This window comes from Enterococcus sp. 7E2_DIV0204 (assembly GCF_002140855.1).
Taxonomy (GTDB): Bacteria; Bacillota; Bacilli; order Lactobacillales; family Enterococcaceae; genus Enterococcus_L; species Enterococcus_L lemimoniae.
On record NZ_NGKY01000001.1, the window covers coordinates 2,028,450 to 2,045,329 of the forward strand.

The window sequence follows — 16,880 nt, forward strand, 5'->3', positions numbered from 1 at the left end:
ACTTGTTTTTAACTAAAGAAATTTTACATAAATAAAGGGATAAAAGGAGTTTGGCATGAGTCTTAAAAATTTGGCGAAAGCAACATCGATTCGACAACGATATGATGTGTTAACAGAATATTATTTAGAGAACCATACGTCTTATTCTGAAGGAAATCTAGAAAATTATCATAACTGGCGTAAGCGACCTACAACGGTGACAGACGAACGCTTTCAGGAGATTTTAGCTTCATTACAATTGACCGAAGAAGGCTTTGACTTAGCGATAAAGGAACTGACTGTAGATGAAAAAGCCTATATTTCAGCGGCTATTTATAACGAAAGCTGGGTAAAAACAACTAAACTGATTTTAGCGCAAGAAGATCGTTTAGTTGGGGATGTTTTAGACGAAAACAAAGCGAATTTCACGTATGCCTTACGTCTGCACATTGATTATTTTGAAAAACAACTAGAGCAAATCGTAGCAGACTTTCCAGAAGTTCAAGTTCAGGAAAGTGCCTTGACAGACTATATTGGTGAAGTAATCAATCGCTTTATGGACATCGGCTTACGAACTTTTGTCTATGATTTACATGTGGAGAAAGAGCAGTTGTCATTTTCAGAAGCATTAGATGACAAGGAAGGATTTCAGCACTATTTAATGGCTCGTTTTGATACACAAGAAAAGCTGGTCGAATTTTTTGACCACTATCCAGTCTTGACCAGGCTTTATGCTGAAACGGTTGATTTTCAATTGATTAATTTTCGAGAATTGATGCAAGCTCTCTTTGAGAGTGGATCAGAATTGAAGCGAGTATTCCAAGTAGAACAACCTATTTCTCTCACAGGGTTAAAAATGGGGGCAGGCGATTCACATGATCAAGGGAAATCAGTAGCGATTCTAACGTTCAGTAATGAAATTAAGGTTGTTTTCAAACCTAAAAATTTGATGATCGGTGAGCGTTTTGATCATTTTGTTCAAGAAGTGAATAAAATGGAACCAACATTTGATTTTTATTTGACCACAAAAATAGTCAAAGAAAATTATACCTTTGAAGAATGCTTGATCTATTCTGAATGTTTGACGCAAGACGAAGTGACTCATTATTATCGCCAATTTGGTCAAACGGTTGCTTTAGTTTATTTATTGAACGGAAACGATTTTCATTTAGAAAATGTACTTGCTTTTGGGCAATATCCTGTGTTGATCGATCTTGAAACAATTATTCAAAATCATTTTCCGATGCCAGATAGTGAAAATGCAATCGTGAAAGTAATGCAGGAAAATGGTGAATCAGTAGTCATGAGTGGCCTGGTACCTATTTATTTATTTGAAGAACGGGCGGAAGCAGATGTTGAGGGGGCGACCAAAGGGATTCAATTAAGTGCTTTAAGTGGCGGAGAGCAAAAATTACCCTATAAAGTCCTAAAATTAGTTAATTTTGATTCAGTCAATATGCAGTTTAAGTATCAAGAACATATTACGGATGCAGCTGAAAATATCCCTTTATATAAGGGTGAGAAAGTTGATTTTGTTCCTTATATCGAAACCATCATTGCTGGTTTTAAAGAATTCTCAGCATTTGCTATGAAAAATAAAGAAACCTTAGCCTTTTTAGCGGAAAAGACTTTTTCCGATTGTCTTGTTCGTAACGTGATCAAAACCACCCAAAGCTATGGTGATTTGTTAGATTACTCCACCCATCCTACTTGTATGGTCGACTATATCGAGCGGGAGAAACTCTTTGAAAATCTGTGGATGCATGGCTATTCTAACTCAAATCCAGTACCTTACGAAGTCAGAGATATGCTACAACATGATGTACCAATTTTCTTTAATCCAACTAGCACAAAAGATTTAATGGCTAGTCAAGGTGAAATTATCAAAGATATGTATCAAGAAAAAGCGATTGATCTCGAAGTACAACGTTTAAGAAACTTCTCAGAGCTAGAAGAAAAAGAACAGTTAGATTATCTAAAAACATCCTTTGGATTATATCATTCGACGGACTTACAAGAAAAAACAATTCCATTAAATGAGCAAACCCATCAAATAAACTTTTTAGATGGCGCAACAGCTGTAGGTGAAGCTGTACTTGAAGCAGCTTTTTTAGGAGAAGAATCGATTGCTTGGAAAGACATTGAAGAAACGACTCCAGATAATTATGTGGTCAACGTTATGAACGAAAATTTTTATGATGGCATTACTGGGATGTATCTGTATTTTAGTGAACTGTATCATATTACTAAAGACCAAAAATTCCAAAAACCGTACGAGTTGGCAGAAGCCTTAGTCTTAAAATTGGAAGAGGATTATGTCGATAGTATTTCAGCATTTTATGGTTCTTTTGCCGCAGTCTATCCATTGCTTTATACCTATCAATATAATCATGCACCGAAATTATTAGAGACAGCCGAATCGATTGCCAATAAGTATATGGAAAGATACGAAAATGAAAACGTTGAGAGTTATGATTGGAATGGTGGTACAGCTTCAATCATTAAAGTTTTTGTGCATCTGTATCAACAAACCAATAAAAAAGCTTATTTCTTGTTTGCTAAACAATTACTTTTAGATCTAGAACTTGCTCAAATAACTCAAGGTGGTTTTGCACATGGTTATTCAGGTGTAATTCATGCAGCAAATAGTCTATTAAAAATCGAGAACGATCCTGAAATCACATTGATTATTAAAACATGTTTAGTCAAAGAAAGAACGACTTTTGATCCTGTCAAAAAAGGCTGGTTGGATCTCCGTCCTACACCGCCTATGATCAATGATTTATGGTGTTATGGTTCAACAGGGATTGGTTTAGCCTATTTAGATTTATGGAATAGCGGATTTGAAGATGCTCGTTTAGCGGAAGAAATTCAAATTGCTGCAGGGCGACTGATCAACCAGCAAAAAAGAGATGATTGCTTATGCCATGGGAACTTTGGAGATCTAGAGTTTTTGATTGAATATAGCAAAACAGACTTGGCGACAAAACAACAAAAAGAACAAATTAGAGCGAAAGTGCAACAAGCCCATCAAAAAATTCAGGATGAACAGTATACCTTTGAAGGCTTGCCGACGATACCTAAATATGGACTGTTCACAGGTCTAGCTGGTATTGGCCATGAACTTTTACGAATTCATAATGCTGATCAAGCTGCAGACATACTAACGTTAGAACTACCGATGTAAAAGGAGGAAAGCATATTGACGAAAAAGATACCATTTACTGAACAAAGCGAGCATAGTGAATGTGGATTAGCTTGTACAGCGATGGTTTTGAATTATTATGATGACAATGTAACGCTAAGTCATCTTCGAGATGTCTATGGCGTACCAAAGGGTGGTAACACTCTAACAAATCTGAATCAGATTTTACTAGATCGAGGAATTGAAACAAAGGCTATTCGTGTGTTAGATTTAGAGATTTTAGAGGAACAGACAACACCAACAATTTGTTTTTGGGAAGAACGTCATTATGTTGTGTTGGAGAAATTAACAGCTAAAGAAGCCACGATACTGGATCCAGCAAGTGGACGAAAAAAAATCAAACGAGCTGAATTTCAAGAAAGCTTCTCTAATATTGCCTTGATTATAACGGATGTTGATGTAACGATCACACAACGAAAAAAACAAAAAAATGCAACGTGGACGATTTTAAAAAATATTTTAAATGATCAAAAAGCAAAAGTTGCTCTATTTATTGCTTTGACTTTATTGATTCAAATGGTAACAATTGCGATTCCGAGATTAACCCAAACGATTATTGACAATTCAACAGCAGCTGTCTCTAACATCTTTCAAATAGGTTCAACGATCGCGATTCTTTTTATTGCGTATTACTTATTACAAGTTGCCAGAGGGTTAGTTTTAATTGTTCTAGAAAACTTATTTGATTTAACGCTGATGAAAGCTTTTATGAAGAAAATCATTCATTTACCACTACGCTTTTTTGTTAACCGTTCAACAGGGGACTTGATTTTCCGTGCTAACCTCAGCGTGATCATTCAGCAAATCATGAGTCAGCGGATGTTAACGATCTCAGTAGATTTCTTATTTGTTTTCATCTATTTGATTTTAATGGTCAATTTATCCGCTAGTTTAACGCTGATTGCTATTTTCGGTGCATTTTTGATGGGGGCAATTTCAGTTGTCAATTCTAAACGAGTTCAAAGCATCACCAATAAAGAATTGATTGCTCAATCTAAAGTTCAACGGATCTTAGTAGAATTATTTGAAGGAATGGAAACCGTTAAATCATCAGGATCCGAAAATCAATTTTATTCAAAATGGCGACAGGAATTCAAGAATCAAATCATGCTGCGAGCAGAGAAAAATCGCTTTTCAACTTGGGTCAGAACGATCCAAACATCGATTCAATTTATTTTGCCAATCATATTGATTTATGTGGGGCTATTTCAAGTAACCAAAGGCCAAGTAACATTAGGGGAACTAATCAGCTTCAACGCATTATCAGGAGCTTTTATCGCACCGATCGTGACCGTTTTTGATTCTTATACAGAGTTTTTACTACTACGTTCTTATTTCGGTAAGTTAAACGAAATTTTAGAAGCTAAGGAAAATCCTCGTCTAGCAATCGAAGGCGAGAAAATAGCTGCGATCGATTCTGTGACAGTTGAAGATGTATCATTTAAGTACAGTTATTTTGAGGAAAATATTTTGCATTCAGTTTCTTTTAAAATTGAACCTGGCGATAAAGTGGCTATTGTTGGGAAAAGTGGTTCAGGTAAAAGTACCTTATTAAAATTGTTGGCTGGTTTGTATGATACCACGTCAGGTCAGATCAAATTCAACGACATTGACTTAAAACAAATTGATGATCGTTCATTAAAAAATTGTGTTAGTATCGTTAATCAAAAACCGACGATTTTTAATGCATCCTTATATGATAATATCGTTTTGAATCAGGACGAGGCAACTGATGAACGAGTGGAACAAGCAATTTTTGATTCTAGAGTAGACGAAATCATTATGAATTTGCCATTAGGCTTGGAAACACAAATCTCTGAAGGCGGAATGAATTTATCTGGTGGACAGATGCAACGAATTTCAATTGCACGGGCTCTGGTAAAAGAAACCAGTTTACTATTGATGGATGAGCCAACAAGTTCACTAGATAATATTTCTGAAAACTTTATTATGAATCGATTGAAGACGTACGATTTTACTTGTATCATCGTGGCGCATCGTTTAAATACGATCAAACATTTTGACCGGATTCTAGTGATGGATCAAGGGGAAATCGTGGAAGAAGGAACGCATCAAGAGTTATTGGCGTTAGAAGGGTATTATCATTCGATCTATTTTGATCCAATGAATGTCACATAAGTGAGCATTGCTTGAGATACAAGTAGAATAAGGGGGGAAAATAAAATGGCAGTTATTGGCTATATGCGTGTCAGCACACATTATCAAAAATTTGATTCTCAACAACAAGCGCTTGAAGAGTATGGTGTCGATAAAATTTTTAAAGAATATGAAAGTGGCCGAAAAAGTTTTCGGAATGAATTGAACAAGGCTTTGACTATTTTGAAGCCTGGTGATACGTTTGTTATTTTTAAATTAGACCGCTTAGCTCGAGGAACAAAGCAGTTGTTAGGCTTACTAGAAGAATTTGATCGAAGAAATATTCATTTTGTCAGTATCGAAAATAATATTGATACCTCCACTCCAATGGGACGATTCTTTTTTACGATTATGGGCGCTTTTGCTGAAATGGAAGCTGAATTGATTCGTGAGCGTGTATTAGCTGGTTTAAGTGCTGCTAAAAAAAACGGGGTTATTTTAGGTCGCCCTCCTCTTGTTGCTCAAGTGAATGAAGCTCTTGAACTCTATCATAATACAACGATTTCAATAGAAGAAATTTCAAAACGTTGTGGTATTTCAACGTCAACGATATACCACCATCTAAGAAAAGAAGGCGTTTATCGGACGAAAAAGAAAACGAATTTGTCAAACGTTGAAAAGATATTAGTGAGTAGTGGCGAAAAAAAATGAATGATAGACATGCCTACTAACTTGATCGTAAGCAGCTTCTTTTCTTGCAGTTTATTTTGATAAAGAGTCGTAGACAAAACTAGTTTCTAGTTTTGTCTACGACTCTTTGGTTATTTATTGTAAAATTCGAGCATATCTTGTAGCAAATTCATTATTATAAGATACTCCATTTACATTTGTTCCAGTGTCCCAGTTTGCAGACCAAGTCATTAAGCCTTTGATTGGATTGCCATCTTTAGCTAATTGATCAAGCGCTCTGTAAACTGCATTTGGATCGATTACATAGCCACTGCCAGCACCATCAACATTTGCAGGAAGTCCTAACACAAGTTTGTCATTAGGGATTTTCAAGAATGTTCGTGTACCGTGGATCATTGAATCAGACATATAATAGAGAAACTCATACTTCAACGCATCATTACTTTGTGGAATCCACTTCATGATTTCGTCTACCCAAACACCATCGCCGCCTTGATTATATAACTGAGGTGCAATGTAGTCATAATAACCATCTAAAGAAGTAATATATTTTTCATAGGCCTCACCTGGTTTTAAGTAAGGAAATTCTGGTGCCATCGTGATGATGAAATTCTTACCTTGTGTTCTATAGTACTCTTTGACTTTCTTCAAAGCTGTTGGGATGACCGTTTGATTATCACCAGCTGTAATTGCAGATTGTTCTAAATCAATATCAAGCCCATCGAAGCCATAAGTTTCAACTTGACGAATAATTTCGTCTGCAAAAGCTTGTTCATCCCCTGTTTTTAATTGAATATGAGCATCTGCTCCACCTAAGGCAAGTAAAACGGCACGTCCTTGACTGTTAAGCAAGGCGACGTCTTGACGAAAAGCAGCCTCTGTTTTGTTATAAGGTGCAAACGTTGGAATACGGCTGACACCGTCACTTTTCATGAATGATACTGGAACGACATTATACGCTTTATTTACGTCCGCTAATGAAATATTGGCAGATGTTCCTTGTTTGTACCCATCTTTACCTTTAGAAGCCCAGTTGTGCCAATAACCAACAAGGACCTTTTTATTGGCTACGCTGACCATTTCACTGGCCGAATCAGCAGCTTCTACTGGAGCCGCAGTGAGTAAATTACCGAAGGCAATACCTGAAATGAGTAAAAAGGCTGGAATAAGTTGTTTGATCTTCATGGACACGACTCCTTTGGATTGTTTTGTTGATTATTTGACGTTGACATCAATTGCTTGATAGAAGGCATTTGTTGTGTCATAAACATTCCAAACAGCGTAAATGACATGATAGCCTTTGCGATCGCTAGGAACGGTAATTGTGTGATTAACAGAAGCTTCAGGAATCGTGGCTTTATCATCAACACGACCAATCAAATCAAAGTTTTTAATATCCAACGGTTGATTTTGATTCCAGCCTTGTTTGGTCATATAGTAATCCCATGTAGAAGTTCTGTGACGAGCAGTCAAGGTCCAATTGATAGCAAGTGGTCCTGTTGTGATGTCTGATTTGTACCAACAATCTGTTGTCTGAACATCTAATGGTTCAAATCCGCTAACACCTGCACTAGCTAATTTTCCTGGAGTGAATGTATTTTTTGTTGCCTCAATACTTTGAGGTTCCCACTCAGCACGTCCAACATTTTTATTAATTTTGCCACCTTGAGTACTACCAAAATAGGCACGACTTCCAGGTGATGAAACGTATCCGTGAGCGTGTGTAACAGTAGTTGAAACGGATAAACCTCCTGCTAATAAACCAAGGGTAAGGACTGTTTTGAGCATTGTTTTCTTCATTGTGATTCCTCCTAAAAAATATTTTTATAGCGCTTACAATTTTAAATTTAACATGTTGTTTTATATTATTCAAATAATATGAAATTATTTTTTAAAATGATAAAACGGCGAGAAGTTTTATATGTTTTTTATCTAAAAAAGTTTTTCTGATTGTTTTTAGATAAAAATAAAAAAACTGTCAGTTGAGAGGAGATTGAATCCCCATCCAACTGGCAGTTTTGTTTAACGAGACAGAGTTTTTTCATCATTCTCAATCACATCTAATAAACTTTGATTGTGATTAAATGAGGCAAAAACTTTAGCACTGCTAAAATCGGGTGTTGTTAAGTGTGCAGAGCGCATATAATCGTTGAATGCTGCTTCATATGCTAACAAGTCCAGCATATACAAAGATTGATAAGATTGGTTTAAAGTCATGCCTTGTGTAGCTAAGTCAAATGCTGTGTCGTATTCTTTGATCAACGAGTAAAACTTTGCCGTATTGAAAAATATCTTGGTTGCTTCAATGGGCATTTTGATTGTCATTTTTTGCAGCATATCAATGGATTTCTCATAATAAACCTGAGCCTTATCTAGTTCATAAGCCATTTCATAAACGATGCCTAAGCTATTGACAGAAAGAATCGCGTAAACAGAATTTGAATCACCGAGTTCGTCGGCTCTATAAAAATAAAATAAGCTGTCAGTTGTATTATTATAGCCTAATAAATTCGTGATCCCCATAAAATAAAACCAGCGAACTTCTAATTCTTTATTTTGGAAATCAGCAACATTGATCGATGTTTCTTTTAAAAGTGAATGAGCTTCTTTGTGTCTAAAGGTATTACACAATTCTTCTACATGATTTAGTAAAGATGTTAGTTTCTTTTCATCATTATCATCCAGTACACTTTCGAGACTGAGGTTTAATCTTTTGCAGATGGCATCAAGGATCTCAAGACTGTCGCAGACATTTTTATTTTCGATATTACTAACAGTCCCTTGAGTACAAATTCCAGCGGCTAATGTAACCTGAGATAACCTTTTTTGTTTTCTTGCTGTGCGGATTATGGCTCCTTTGATTCTCATATTTTTCCCCTCTATGTTTAAGCGTTATAGTTCTAGTTTTATATAATAGTATGGTATTATCCCCTTAGAATCAACTAATTTTTTTGGAGGGATAGGGATGGAAACACTTTTAGATCTATTGTGTGAAGTACTTGGTTACGGTAATACAGGTCACGTGTAGTGTGAAAAAATTAGTTATTAGATTTTTTTTTGAAACAATTAGTTAGAACTGAGAAGCTTTTTAAAATGGATGTGTACTTCAATCTATTTTAAAAAGTTTTTTTATTTTTATATAAAAATTTTATTTATTTTATGAAAACTTAAAAAAAAGTTATTTTCAAAAATTGTAAAAAGCTCTACTTCTGTAAATGGTACAAATCTTGTCTACATCATGAGGTGAATGCTATGATATCCTGTTTTTGTAATCGGTTACAAAAACGTAAGGGAGAAACAAATGAATAAAATCGAAGCACTAATTAATGATCGATTGATGCCCATTGCAATTAAAATTCAAAATAATCAATATATGAGCGCAATCTCTGATGGTTTCTCAATGATTTTACCGATCACAATGCTAGGAGCTATTTTTACACTAGTGTCTAGTATGCAATTTGAATGGTATCAGATTTTTTTGAAAGCAACAGGCTTAGCCACTATTCTAAGCTATCCGTCAAAGGTCACGACAGATTTGATTGCCGTGTATGTTGTCTGTGCTATTGCTTACAATTTAACGATTAAGTTTGGGTTTAAAAAAGATGCTTTCTTTGCTACTCTGATCTCATTAGTTATGTTTGTTCTTTTGCTACCTAGTGGCGTAAACAATCAATTGGAAACTGGGGAAATAGTTTTTGTTGAGAATGTTATCGGAACAGAGTATTTAGGGGCAAAATGGATGTTTATGGGCATTATTTTAGGGATTGTTATTCCAATCATCTATTGTGGTGTGATTAAACGTGGAATCATCATCAAAATGCCAGAAAGTGTTCCGCCGACGATTGCAAAATCGTTTGCTTCTATCGCACCAGCTTTTATTCTTACAGAACTATTTTCATGTATACGCTTTGGATTTGAAATGACTTCATATGGAGATGCCAATAATTTTATTTATGCTATTTTAGGTGATCCATTACAAACATTGGGAAACAGCCCTTGGTCATTTATCCTTTTAATCATTGTAGCGCAGCTTTTATGGTTTTTTGGGATTTATGGATATATGATCATTCGTCTTGTATTACAAACCGTTTTTATTCCGCTAAGTTTGATGAATCTGGCGACTTTTGAAGCAGGCGAGCAATTACCAAATGTGATCACTTATCAATATTACGGAACTTATGCAAGCTTAGGTGGTTCAGGTGCTTTATTAGGATTAGCTATGCTGATGGCTTTTGCAGCAAAAAGTGAACGCTATAAAAAGTTAGGGAAAATGGCATTGCCAGCAACGTTTTTTGGTATCAATGAACCAGTTATCTTCGGAATACCAATAGTGTTGAATACGATTTTCGTGATTCCTTTTGTAGTAGGACCAATCATAATGTTTGTGATCCCGTATTTGCTTCAAGTGTTTCATGTGATTGAAACGTTCTCAGTATCATGAATTCGTTGACACAAGGCATCAATCTGTTCTAAATCAAGATGGCTTTCTAATGATTGGAGAGAGGTAGTGATATCTTTGATATATTTAGTAAGTATTTGATCTTTGTCAGTCTTGCCCAGTGTTAATTCAAAATTATTTTTATTGATAAATTTTTTAGTATCCAGCTGATAACCAATAAAAGCCTGTTTCATGTCAGAAAATTTTGAGTACCCTATTTTTTTAGACAACCTACTAATACTAGCTGTGGAGGTGAAACATTCAGCTGCTAATGATTCAATCGTGATATCCGGTGCGTCATGTCCAACTTTTTTTACAAAATTCGTGCAATCGTGGTGTTGATACTTCCTTCAGTAGTGGAAATAACAAGGTCTTGAAGTTTCCCTACAATACTGGTCTTTTCCATGATTTCCTCCCAAGTAAATATGATTAGTCAAAGTATAACAGAAACAAAAGGCACAATGAATACGATTTCTTAGTATGACTGAACAATCTTGCAGGTTTACTTTGAAGAGGATAGGAGATTATTTGTTACTTGTTTTCATCTAGTGATCTTGTGTTATAATTTAACTAGTTTTATAAGTGAAAAAGGAGGAGATCCAGTGGCAAAAAAATTTACGACCCCATATGAAGTAGCTTATTACGATGGCGATATTACGAGAAAAATGACGATTCCGTCAATGTTAGCCGTTGTGATCAAAACATCCGAAGAACAAAGCGATGCCTTAGATCGAGGAAGTGACTTTGTTTCGTCATTTGGGCTAGGCTGGGTTATTACCAATTATGAAATCCAGATCACGCGTTTACCTAAAGTTGGGGAAAAAATTGCTGTGACAACACAAGCAATCGCCTATAATAAATATTTTTGTTATCGAAACTTTTGGATTCATGATGAACAAGGTCAGGAATGTGTCTTGATCAAGTCGACATTTGTGTTAATGGATAAAGTAAATCGCAAAATGAGCAGCGTCTTACCTGAAATTATTGAACCGTACGAAAGTGAAAAAATCAAGAAAATTTACCGCAGTGAAAAAATCGAAAAAGTAGAAAATGGCGAGTTTTCTCCTTATCGCGTACGGTATTTTGATATTGATGGGAATCAGCATGTAAACAATGCAATTTACTTCAATTGGATGCTAGATGTATTAGGCTATGATTTTTTGAGCACTCATGAGCCGACCTATATCAATGTGAAATTTGATAAAGAAGTCGAGTATGGTCAAGTTGTCGAAAGTCATTATGAAGTCCTTGATACAGACGAAGGTAAAACAACGAAACATGAAATCCAAATTGAGGGTCAAATCTATTGTGAAGCGAATATGAAATGGAAAGAAAACGAATAACATTATAAAATTAGGTCATTTTTTGACTGAGACAACTTTTTGTTTTGTCTTAGTCTTTTTTAGTATAAAATAAACAGATAGAGTAACTATTTTAACATTTATATATAATAATGTTAGCAAGTAAAGAAAGGAAATAATTCTATGATACGATTAGGTTTGACTTCTTTTAATGAACATGATAAATTAACCGGAAAAAAGCGTTCCACTTTATATGAATATGCGGGCTATTTACCATTAGTTGAGATGGATACAGCTTATTATGGTATTCCTAAGCAAGATTCGGTTAGAGAATGGACAAAATCAGTACCTGAGAATTTTCGATTTGTCATGAAAGTATATAGCGGTATCAGTTGTCAGGGTGAATGGGCACAGTATTACCAAGATGAAGAAGAAATGGTTGAAGCATTTCTAACAAGTATGTCACCAATGATTGAAAGCGGAAAGCTGTTTGCTTTTCTGATTCAATTTTCTGGAACATTTAGCTGCACAAAGGAAAATGTTCAATACCTTGAAAAAATTCGTCAGTGGTTTGCTGGATTTCCAATTGCTATAGAATTGCGAAATGGTTCATGGTATACGGCAAAATACATCAAACAAACGCTATCATTTATGAAAAATAATCAATTTTCATTAGTTGCAGTCGATGAACCACAGATTCCGACAAATCCTGTTCCCTTTTTTCCTTACGTCACAAATGATCAATTTGTTTTGTTTCGATTCCATGGTCGTAATGCTGCTGGGTGGATGGCAAATGACAAAGATTGGCGCAAGAAACGCACGTTGTACCGTTATAAGGCAGAAGAAATCGCGGAATTAAGTGAAGCTGTCGAAAAAGTGGCGGGCGAAGCCAAAGAAGTTGCTGTGATCTTCAATAACAATTCTGGTGGGGATGCGGCAGGTAATTTACTTGAAATGAAAGCCGCACTTAAGCTGGAGTATGACAATTTAAATCCCAAACAAATGGGCCTATTTTAATCAACCAAATATAAAATGAAACAAAGAAAGGGAAAAGATGATAAAAGCTATTTTCTTTGATATCGATGGCACGCTAGTGAATAAAAATGCCAAAGCTTTGGAGTCAACAAAACAGGCAATTGCATTAGCGCAAAAAAAAGGAATCATCTGCGGTGTTGCAACAGGTCGAGGACCCGTTCATTTAAGCCAGCAGATAGATGAATTGAATCTGGATGTTTTTGTTACGTATAATGGCCAGTTGGTTTATACAAAGGACGAAACGATTCGAGCAGATCATTTTCCTGAGGAGACATTAAAAAGGATCGTAACATTTTCAGATGATTATCATCGCCAAATCATGTTTGGTTCAAGAAAGAGTTTGGAAGGCAGTTCTCTGATGCGCTTTGGGCAAAAAAAATGGGCCAAAAAGCTGTCCCGGTTTTTACCAAAACGTTTTCCTGTGACAATCGCCAAAAATTTAGTCAGTCGCTTTTCTATCCACAGAAAAGATCAACGTTATTTTGATTTGGCCATATTAAAAGAACCAATCTATCAATGCGTTCTTTTGAGTGCCAAATCAGAGGAAAGCTTTTTAAAAGAACAACTGGAAGGTTGCCATTTGACTCGATCTAACCCATACACTGTAGATATTATTCCAGCAGGGGGGTCAAAATTAGTTGGGATAAAGCGCTGTGCTGAACATTTTAACCTCTCATTAGATGAAGTGATGGCATTTGGTGATAGCTGGAACGATCTGGAAATGCTGAGTCATGTCGGCTATGGTGTAGCGATGGGAAATGCTGAGGAAGAGATCAAAAAGGCCGCTAAGTATGTAACAAAAAGTAATGAAGAAGACGGTATTTACCAAGCGTTGAGTCATTATGATGTGATCCGTTAGGCTCAAGTTAGTTTATGATCGTTATATGAGGAGGAACTTTATGAAAATCGATAATCCATTTGAAAAAGCAGAAGCATTTCACGAGAAATTTGATAATCGAAAACCGAAAATTCCAACGCCGTTTTCTGCTAAGCAAGCATCAGATAGAGCGGGTTTTAAAACGGAAGAGTTAGTTGAGTTTTTGTATGGATCGGCGAACAATGATCCAGCAGTTTTTAAAGAATTAGTAGAGCAGCTAAAAGTATCAGTCGATCAGGCTGAGGAAAAAGTTCTGAGCAAACAAAAGCAAGTAACTGATCCTTTAGTAGAACAAGTTGACGCATTGATCGATCTATTGTATTTTACATACGGTTCGTTTTCATTGCTGGGCGTCGATCCAACTGACGTTTTTTCGATTGTTCATGAAGCAAACATGGGAAAAATTTTCCCAGATGGTAAACCACATTATCATCCCGTCACCCATAAAGTGATGAAGCCAGATAACTGGGAGGCAGATTTTGCACCGGAGCCAAAGATCAAAGCTGAATTAGAACGTCAGAAAAACGCTGCTGAAATGAACTGATTACTTGAGAGCAGAAAACGAGCGGGAAAAAACTGAAAATCAGTTTTGTTTCGTTCTCTAAATCCGAATAAACGGCGAGAAAAAAGCAGCTCCTTCGGAAATAAGCTGAAATTCACAAAAATTTGAAGAGCAATTTTAGTGAATCCCCTCTTATTTCTCGGAGCTAAACGCTTTTATCTCGACCTCTTTTTGTCTATAACTTAATCAAAATTTGTCCAAAAATTTTTCCGATAGTAACGGACCCAGAAAATAGTTACAAGCACAATTAGTATTAAAACCCCTAATGTGAGCGGCCAAAATGGTAGATACATAGCGGCAAAACCATAAATCACTAAAATAATCAAGCTACCAAAAATTGACCCCAACATCGTCAAAACTAAACCTGTATTTCCTGCACCACGATTAAATAATTGGCTGATACTGGTCCATTCCAATAAAATAAAGCGATAGTCTCTTGCAAAAAATCGTAGACAAAGCAGATAACTCCCTAATAAGGCACCTGCAACGAAGCTAATGCCAAAAAGTAGTGGTAATCGGAAGAGGCAACTGCCGATCAATGCGATTCCGCCAGTTAAAATAAATTGAATAACCAATCCCACCAAAAATTTTTTCTGCATATACTTGGACATTGAGATCGGCAAAGACCGTACAAAATGAAAATTTTCTTGATCCAGAGAAATCAAATTACTGATAAATGAAGTTTGATTGATCGTCATCCAAGCTAATGCAATGCCACCTAAAAAGACCACCCCAATAAAACGGAAATCTAAATGACTTAAATTCAATGAGCCGCCGATTGCAAATGTAACGATAAAAATAACTGGCATCAGTAAAGAATTTGACAATACTTGCATAATTAAGTTGGGTTCTTTCAATAATTGTTTATTATAATTTATTAGTAGCTGGCCTAAATTTTGATTTGCTTTATATTTCCGACGTTGGGCACCTTTGGCTGTCGTTGCATCTGTTAACTGCTCGTAAAGCTTTGGCAAAATCAACAGCTTAACAGCAAACATCAAAACTAAAAAAATGCCAAGTAAACCTGCAAGACTAAGCAACCCTGATGTAGAAAATGGATTAGCGACAATCTGAAACAAGGGCAATAAAATAGTGATCGGACTTCGATCCATTTGACCTGTTTCGGAGTAAGAACTTTGACCATTCATAAAAATGATCCCAACGATTGCAATCGTCATTGAGATACCTAACAATAAACTAGTTACGATTTTTTTATGCTCTTTGAAAAATTTAGTCCGAGTTAAGCCAAAGACGATCAAACAACAAACTGCAAATACCGTAGCTAAAACTAATAAAAAAAGCAAAACAGCTAGAATGATCGTTACTGGTAGAAAAATCCCTGCTCGCCAACCAGTCAGCAAGAATACGACAAACATTGGAAAAACAAATGGTGTAACTGTTAAAGCAACTACCAAAATTTTTGCGGAAAAAATCGTACTTTGTTTAAATGGCAAAGGGAGATAAGCTGGTAAATCCTGACTTTCAAAGAAGACATTGTAAATGACCGAGATTCCTTGCGAGAAAGCTAAAATGCTAAATAAAGCGACATAATAAGTAAAGAACCCTGGCATTTGACTAAAATCAATCAGAAACATTGTGGCGCCATAGATGAACAAAAATAGAACACCAGAAAGCAAATACTGATTGATCAAGGCTCGTGTCAGCGCTTTTCCACTTTTGCCTTTTCTTCGAGCGCGATCGGTCACTTGCGGGTTGGCATAACGTAAATTCACTCGAGTCAATTCAAGCAGCTGTGTTTTATTCATCCAGATCACCTTCAATACGTTCTAATAATTGCATATCCGATTGCCGACCAGCCATCTTCAAGTAGATGGATTCTAAAGATTCATTTGGTGATTGCGCTAATAAGTCAGCAACAGAACCGTTGTAGATGAGTTCACCTTTCTTTAGAATCGCTAATTGATCACACAGTTGTTCTGCGGTATCTAACGCATGGGTTGAGAAAATGACAGTTTTCCCTTTGGCAGCATGAGCCTTCATCATTTCTTTCAAATCAAATGCAGCTTGGGGATCCAACCCTTGTAAAGGCTCGTCTAAAATCCAAATATCAGGATCAGGCAATAAGGCCCCAATAATGATCGTTTTTTGGCGCATACCATGAGAAAAACTTGCCAACGTTTCATCTTGATGACTCAACATATCAAACAAAGAAGCCAACTCACTTAAGCGTGTTTGTTTTTGTGTCTCTTCAAGTCCATAAGCGGCACTGATCAAATCCCAGTATTCTCCTGCTGTTAACTGTAAAAAGATATCAGGAGTGTCCGGCACGTAGGCAATTTTTTGCTTGATGGCTTGCCGATTTTCTGATAATTCCAAACTGTCAACCTTGATTGAACCACTAGAAGGCTGAATGATACTTACTAGACTTTTGATGGTTGTTGATTTACCTGCCCCATTATGCCCAAGAAAACCAAAAATTTCTCCCGGCTTAATGGTTAAGCTCAATTCCTTCAACGCTTGTTTTGTTCCATAATTTTTACTGACATTAAACAACTCGATCATACTTACCCCACCTTTTCATAAATAGCTTAGTTTTATTGTACTCTAGTCATGTCGTGATGAGAATGCTTTCTTTGAAAATAGATCATCAAAGTCAACAGTTTTTGGTAGAAAAAATAAGGATTAACCCAGTAAAAGTCGATAAATTGTTGACATCATTACAAAACCTCTTTAAG

At 36.0% G+C, this 16,880-nt stretch carries 14 protein-coding genes; 8 read left to right on the forward strand and 6 right to left on the reverse strand.

Annotated features, from left to right (window positions below):
* The first annotated feature begins 55 nt into the window (after window positions 1-55).
* The 3 genes from lanM to A5819_RS09475 are packed head-to-tail and all read left to right on the forward strand — an operon-like array spanning window position 56 to window position 5,992.
* A complete protein-coding gene (lanM, locus tag A5819_RS09465) occupies window positions 56-3,166 on the forward strand; it encodes a type 2 lanthipeptide synthetase LanM (RefSeq protein ID WP_086278565.1) in 3,111 nt (1,036 codons plus the stop codon).
* Between the two features lie 15 nt (window positions 3,167-3,181).
* Window positions 3,182-5,323 carry a peptidase domain-containing ABC transporter gene (locus A5819_RS09470; protein WP_086278566.1) on the forward strand — a complete coding sequence of 714 codons (2,142 nt, stop codon included), beginning with the start codon at window positions 3,182-3,184 and terminating at the stop codon, window positions 5,321-5,323.
* A 45-nt stretch (window positions 5,324-5,368) separates the two neighbouring features.
* Entirely contained in the window at window positions 5,369-5,992 is a 624-nt protein-coding gene (locus tag A5819_RS09475; protein ID WP_086278567.1) for a recombinase family protein, read from the forward strand.
* A 114-nt stretch (window positions 5,993-6,106) separates the two neighbouring features.
* On the opposite strand, the gene A5819_RS09480 is transcribed toward A5819_RS09475, so the two are convergent.
* From A5819_RS09480 to A5819_RS09490, 3 genes are all read right to left on the reverse strand, one after another.
* Complete coding sequence (locus A5819_RS09480) at window positions 6,107-7,156, reverse strand: chitinase (protein ID WP_086278568.1); 1,050 nt, start codon at window positions 7,154-7,156, stop codon at window positions 6,107-6,109.
* A 30-nt stretch (window positions 7,157-7,186) separates the two neighbouring features.
* Window positions 7,187-7,771 (reverse strand): lytic polysaccharide monooxygenase, encoded by a 585-nt coding sequence (locus A5819_RS09485; protein ID WP_086278569.1) that lies wholly within the window; start codon window positions 7,769-7,771, stop codon window positions 7,187-7,189.
* A gap of 222 nt (window positions 7,772-7,993) precedes the next feature.
* Complete coding sequence (locus tag A5819_RS09490; protein ID WP_086278570.1) at window positions 7,994-8,839, reverse strand: helix-turn-helix domain-containing protein; 846 nt, start codon at window positions 8,837-8,839, stop codon at window positions 7,994-7,996.
* A 433-nt stretch (window positions 8,840-9,272) separates the two neighbouring features.
* On the opposite strand from A5819_RS09490, the gene A5819_RS09495 reads away from it, so the two are divergent.
* On the forward strand, window positions 9,273-10,412 hold the full coding sequence (locus A5819_RS09495) for a PTS sugar transporter subunit IIC (RefSeq protein WP_086278571.1): 1,140 nt from the start codon (window positions 9,273-9,275) through the stop codon (window positions 10,410-10,412).
* On the opposite strand, the gene A5819_RS20110 is transcribed toward A5819_RS09495, so the two are convergent.
* Entirely contained in the window at window positions 10,382-10,696 is a 315-nt protein-coding gene (locus A5819_RS20110) for a MurR/RpiR family transcriptional regulator (RefSeq protein ID WP_086278572.1), read from the reverse strand. The two genes, A5819_RS09495 and A5819_RS20110, sit on opposite strands and share 31 nt — an antisense overlap.
* A gap of 315 nt (window positions 10,697-11,011) precedes the next feature.
* Here A5819_RS20110 and A5819_RS09505 point away from each other — a divergent pair, with 315 nt between their 5' ends.
* The 4 genes from A5819_RS09505 (at window position 11,012) to A5819_RS09520 (ending at window position 14,166) form a co-directional block, all read left to right on the forward strand.
* Window positions 11,012-11,752, forward strand: coding sequence for an acyl-ACP thioesterase domain-containing protein (locus A5819_RS09505; protein WP_086278573.1), 741 nt, complete (start codon window positions 11,012-11,014; stop codon window positions 11,750-11,752).
* Window positions 11,753-11,893: 141 nt separating this feature from the next.
* The gene (locus A5819_RS09510) at window positions 11,894-12,727 is read left to right on the forward strand and encodes a DUF72 domain-containing protein (RefSeq protein ID WP_086278574.1); all 834 of its coding nucleotides are present in this window, start codon (window positions 11,894-11,896) and stop codon (window positions 12,725-12,727) included.
* Window positions 12,728-12,764: 37 nt separating this feature from the next.
* Entirely contained in the window at window positions 12,765-13,604 is an 840-nt protein-coding gene (locus tag A5819_RS09515) for a Cof-type HAD-IIB family hydrolase (protein WP_086278575.1), read from the forward strand.
* 40 nt (window positions 13,605-13,644) lie between these two features.
* Complete coding sequence (locus A5819_RS09520; RefSeq protein WP_086278576.1) at window positions 13,645-14,166, forward strand: HAD family hydrolase; 522 nt, start codon at window positions 13,645-13,647, stop codon at window positions 14,164-14,166.
* A 200-nt stretch (window positions 14,167-14,366) separates the two neighbouring features.
* Here the strand turns inward: A5819_RS09520 and A5819_RS09525 are convergent, their stop codons facing one another.
* Window positions 14,367-15,950: an ABC transporter gene (locus tag A5819_RS09525; protein WP_086278577.1), complete on the reverse strand. Its 1,584-nt coding sequence runs from the start codon at window positions 15,948-15,950 to the stop codon at window positions 14,367-14,369.
* On the reverse strand, window positions 15,943-16,707 hold the full coding sequence (locus tag A5819_RS09530) for an ABC transporter ATP-binding protein (protein ID WP_086278578.1): 765 nt from the start codon (window positions 16,705-16,707) through the stop codon (window positions 15,943-15,945). Before A5819_RS09530 ends, A5819_RS09525 begins: the two co-directional genes overlap by 8 nt.
* Window positions 16,708-16,880 lie beyond the last annotated feature (173 nt).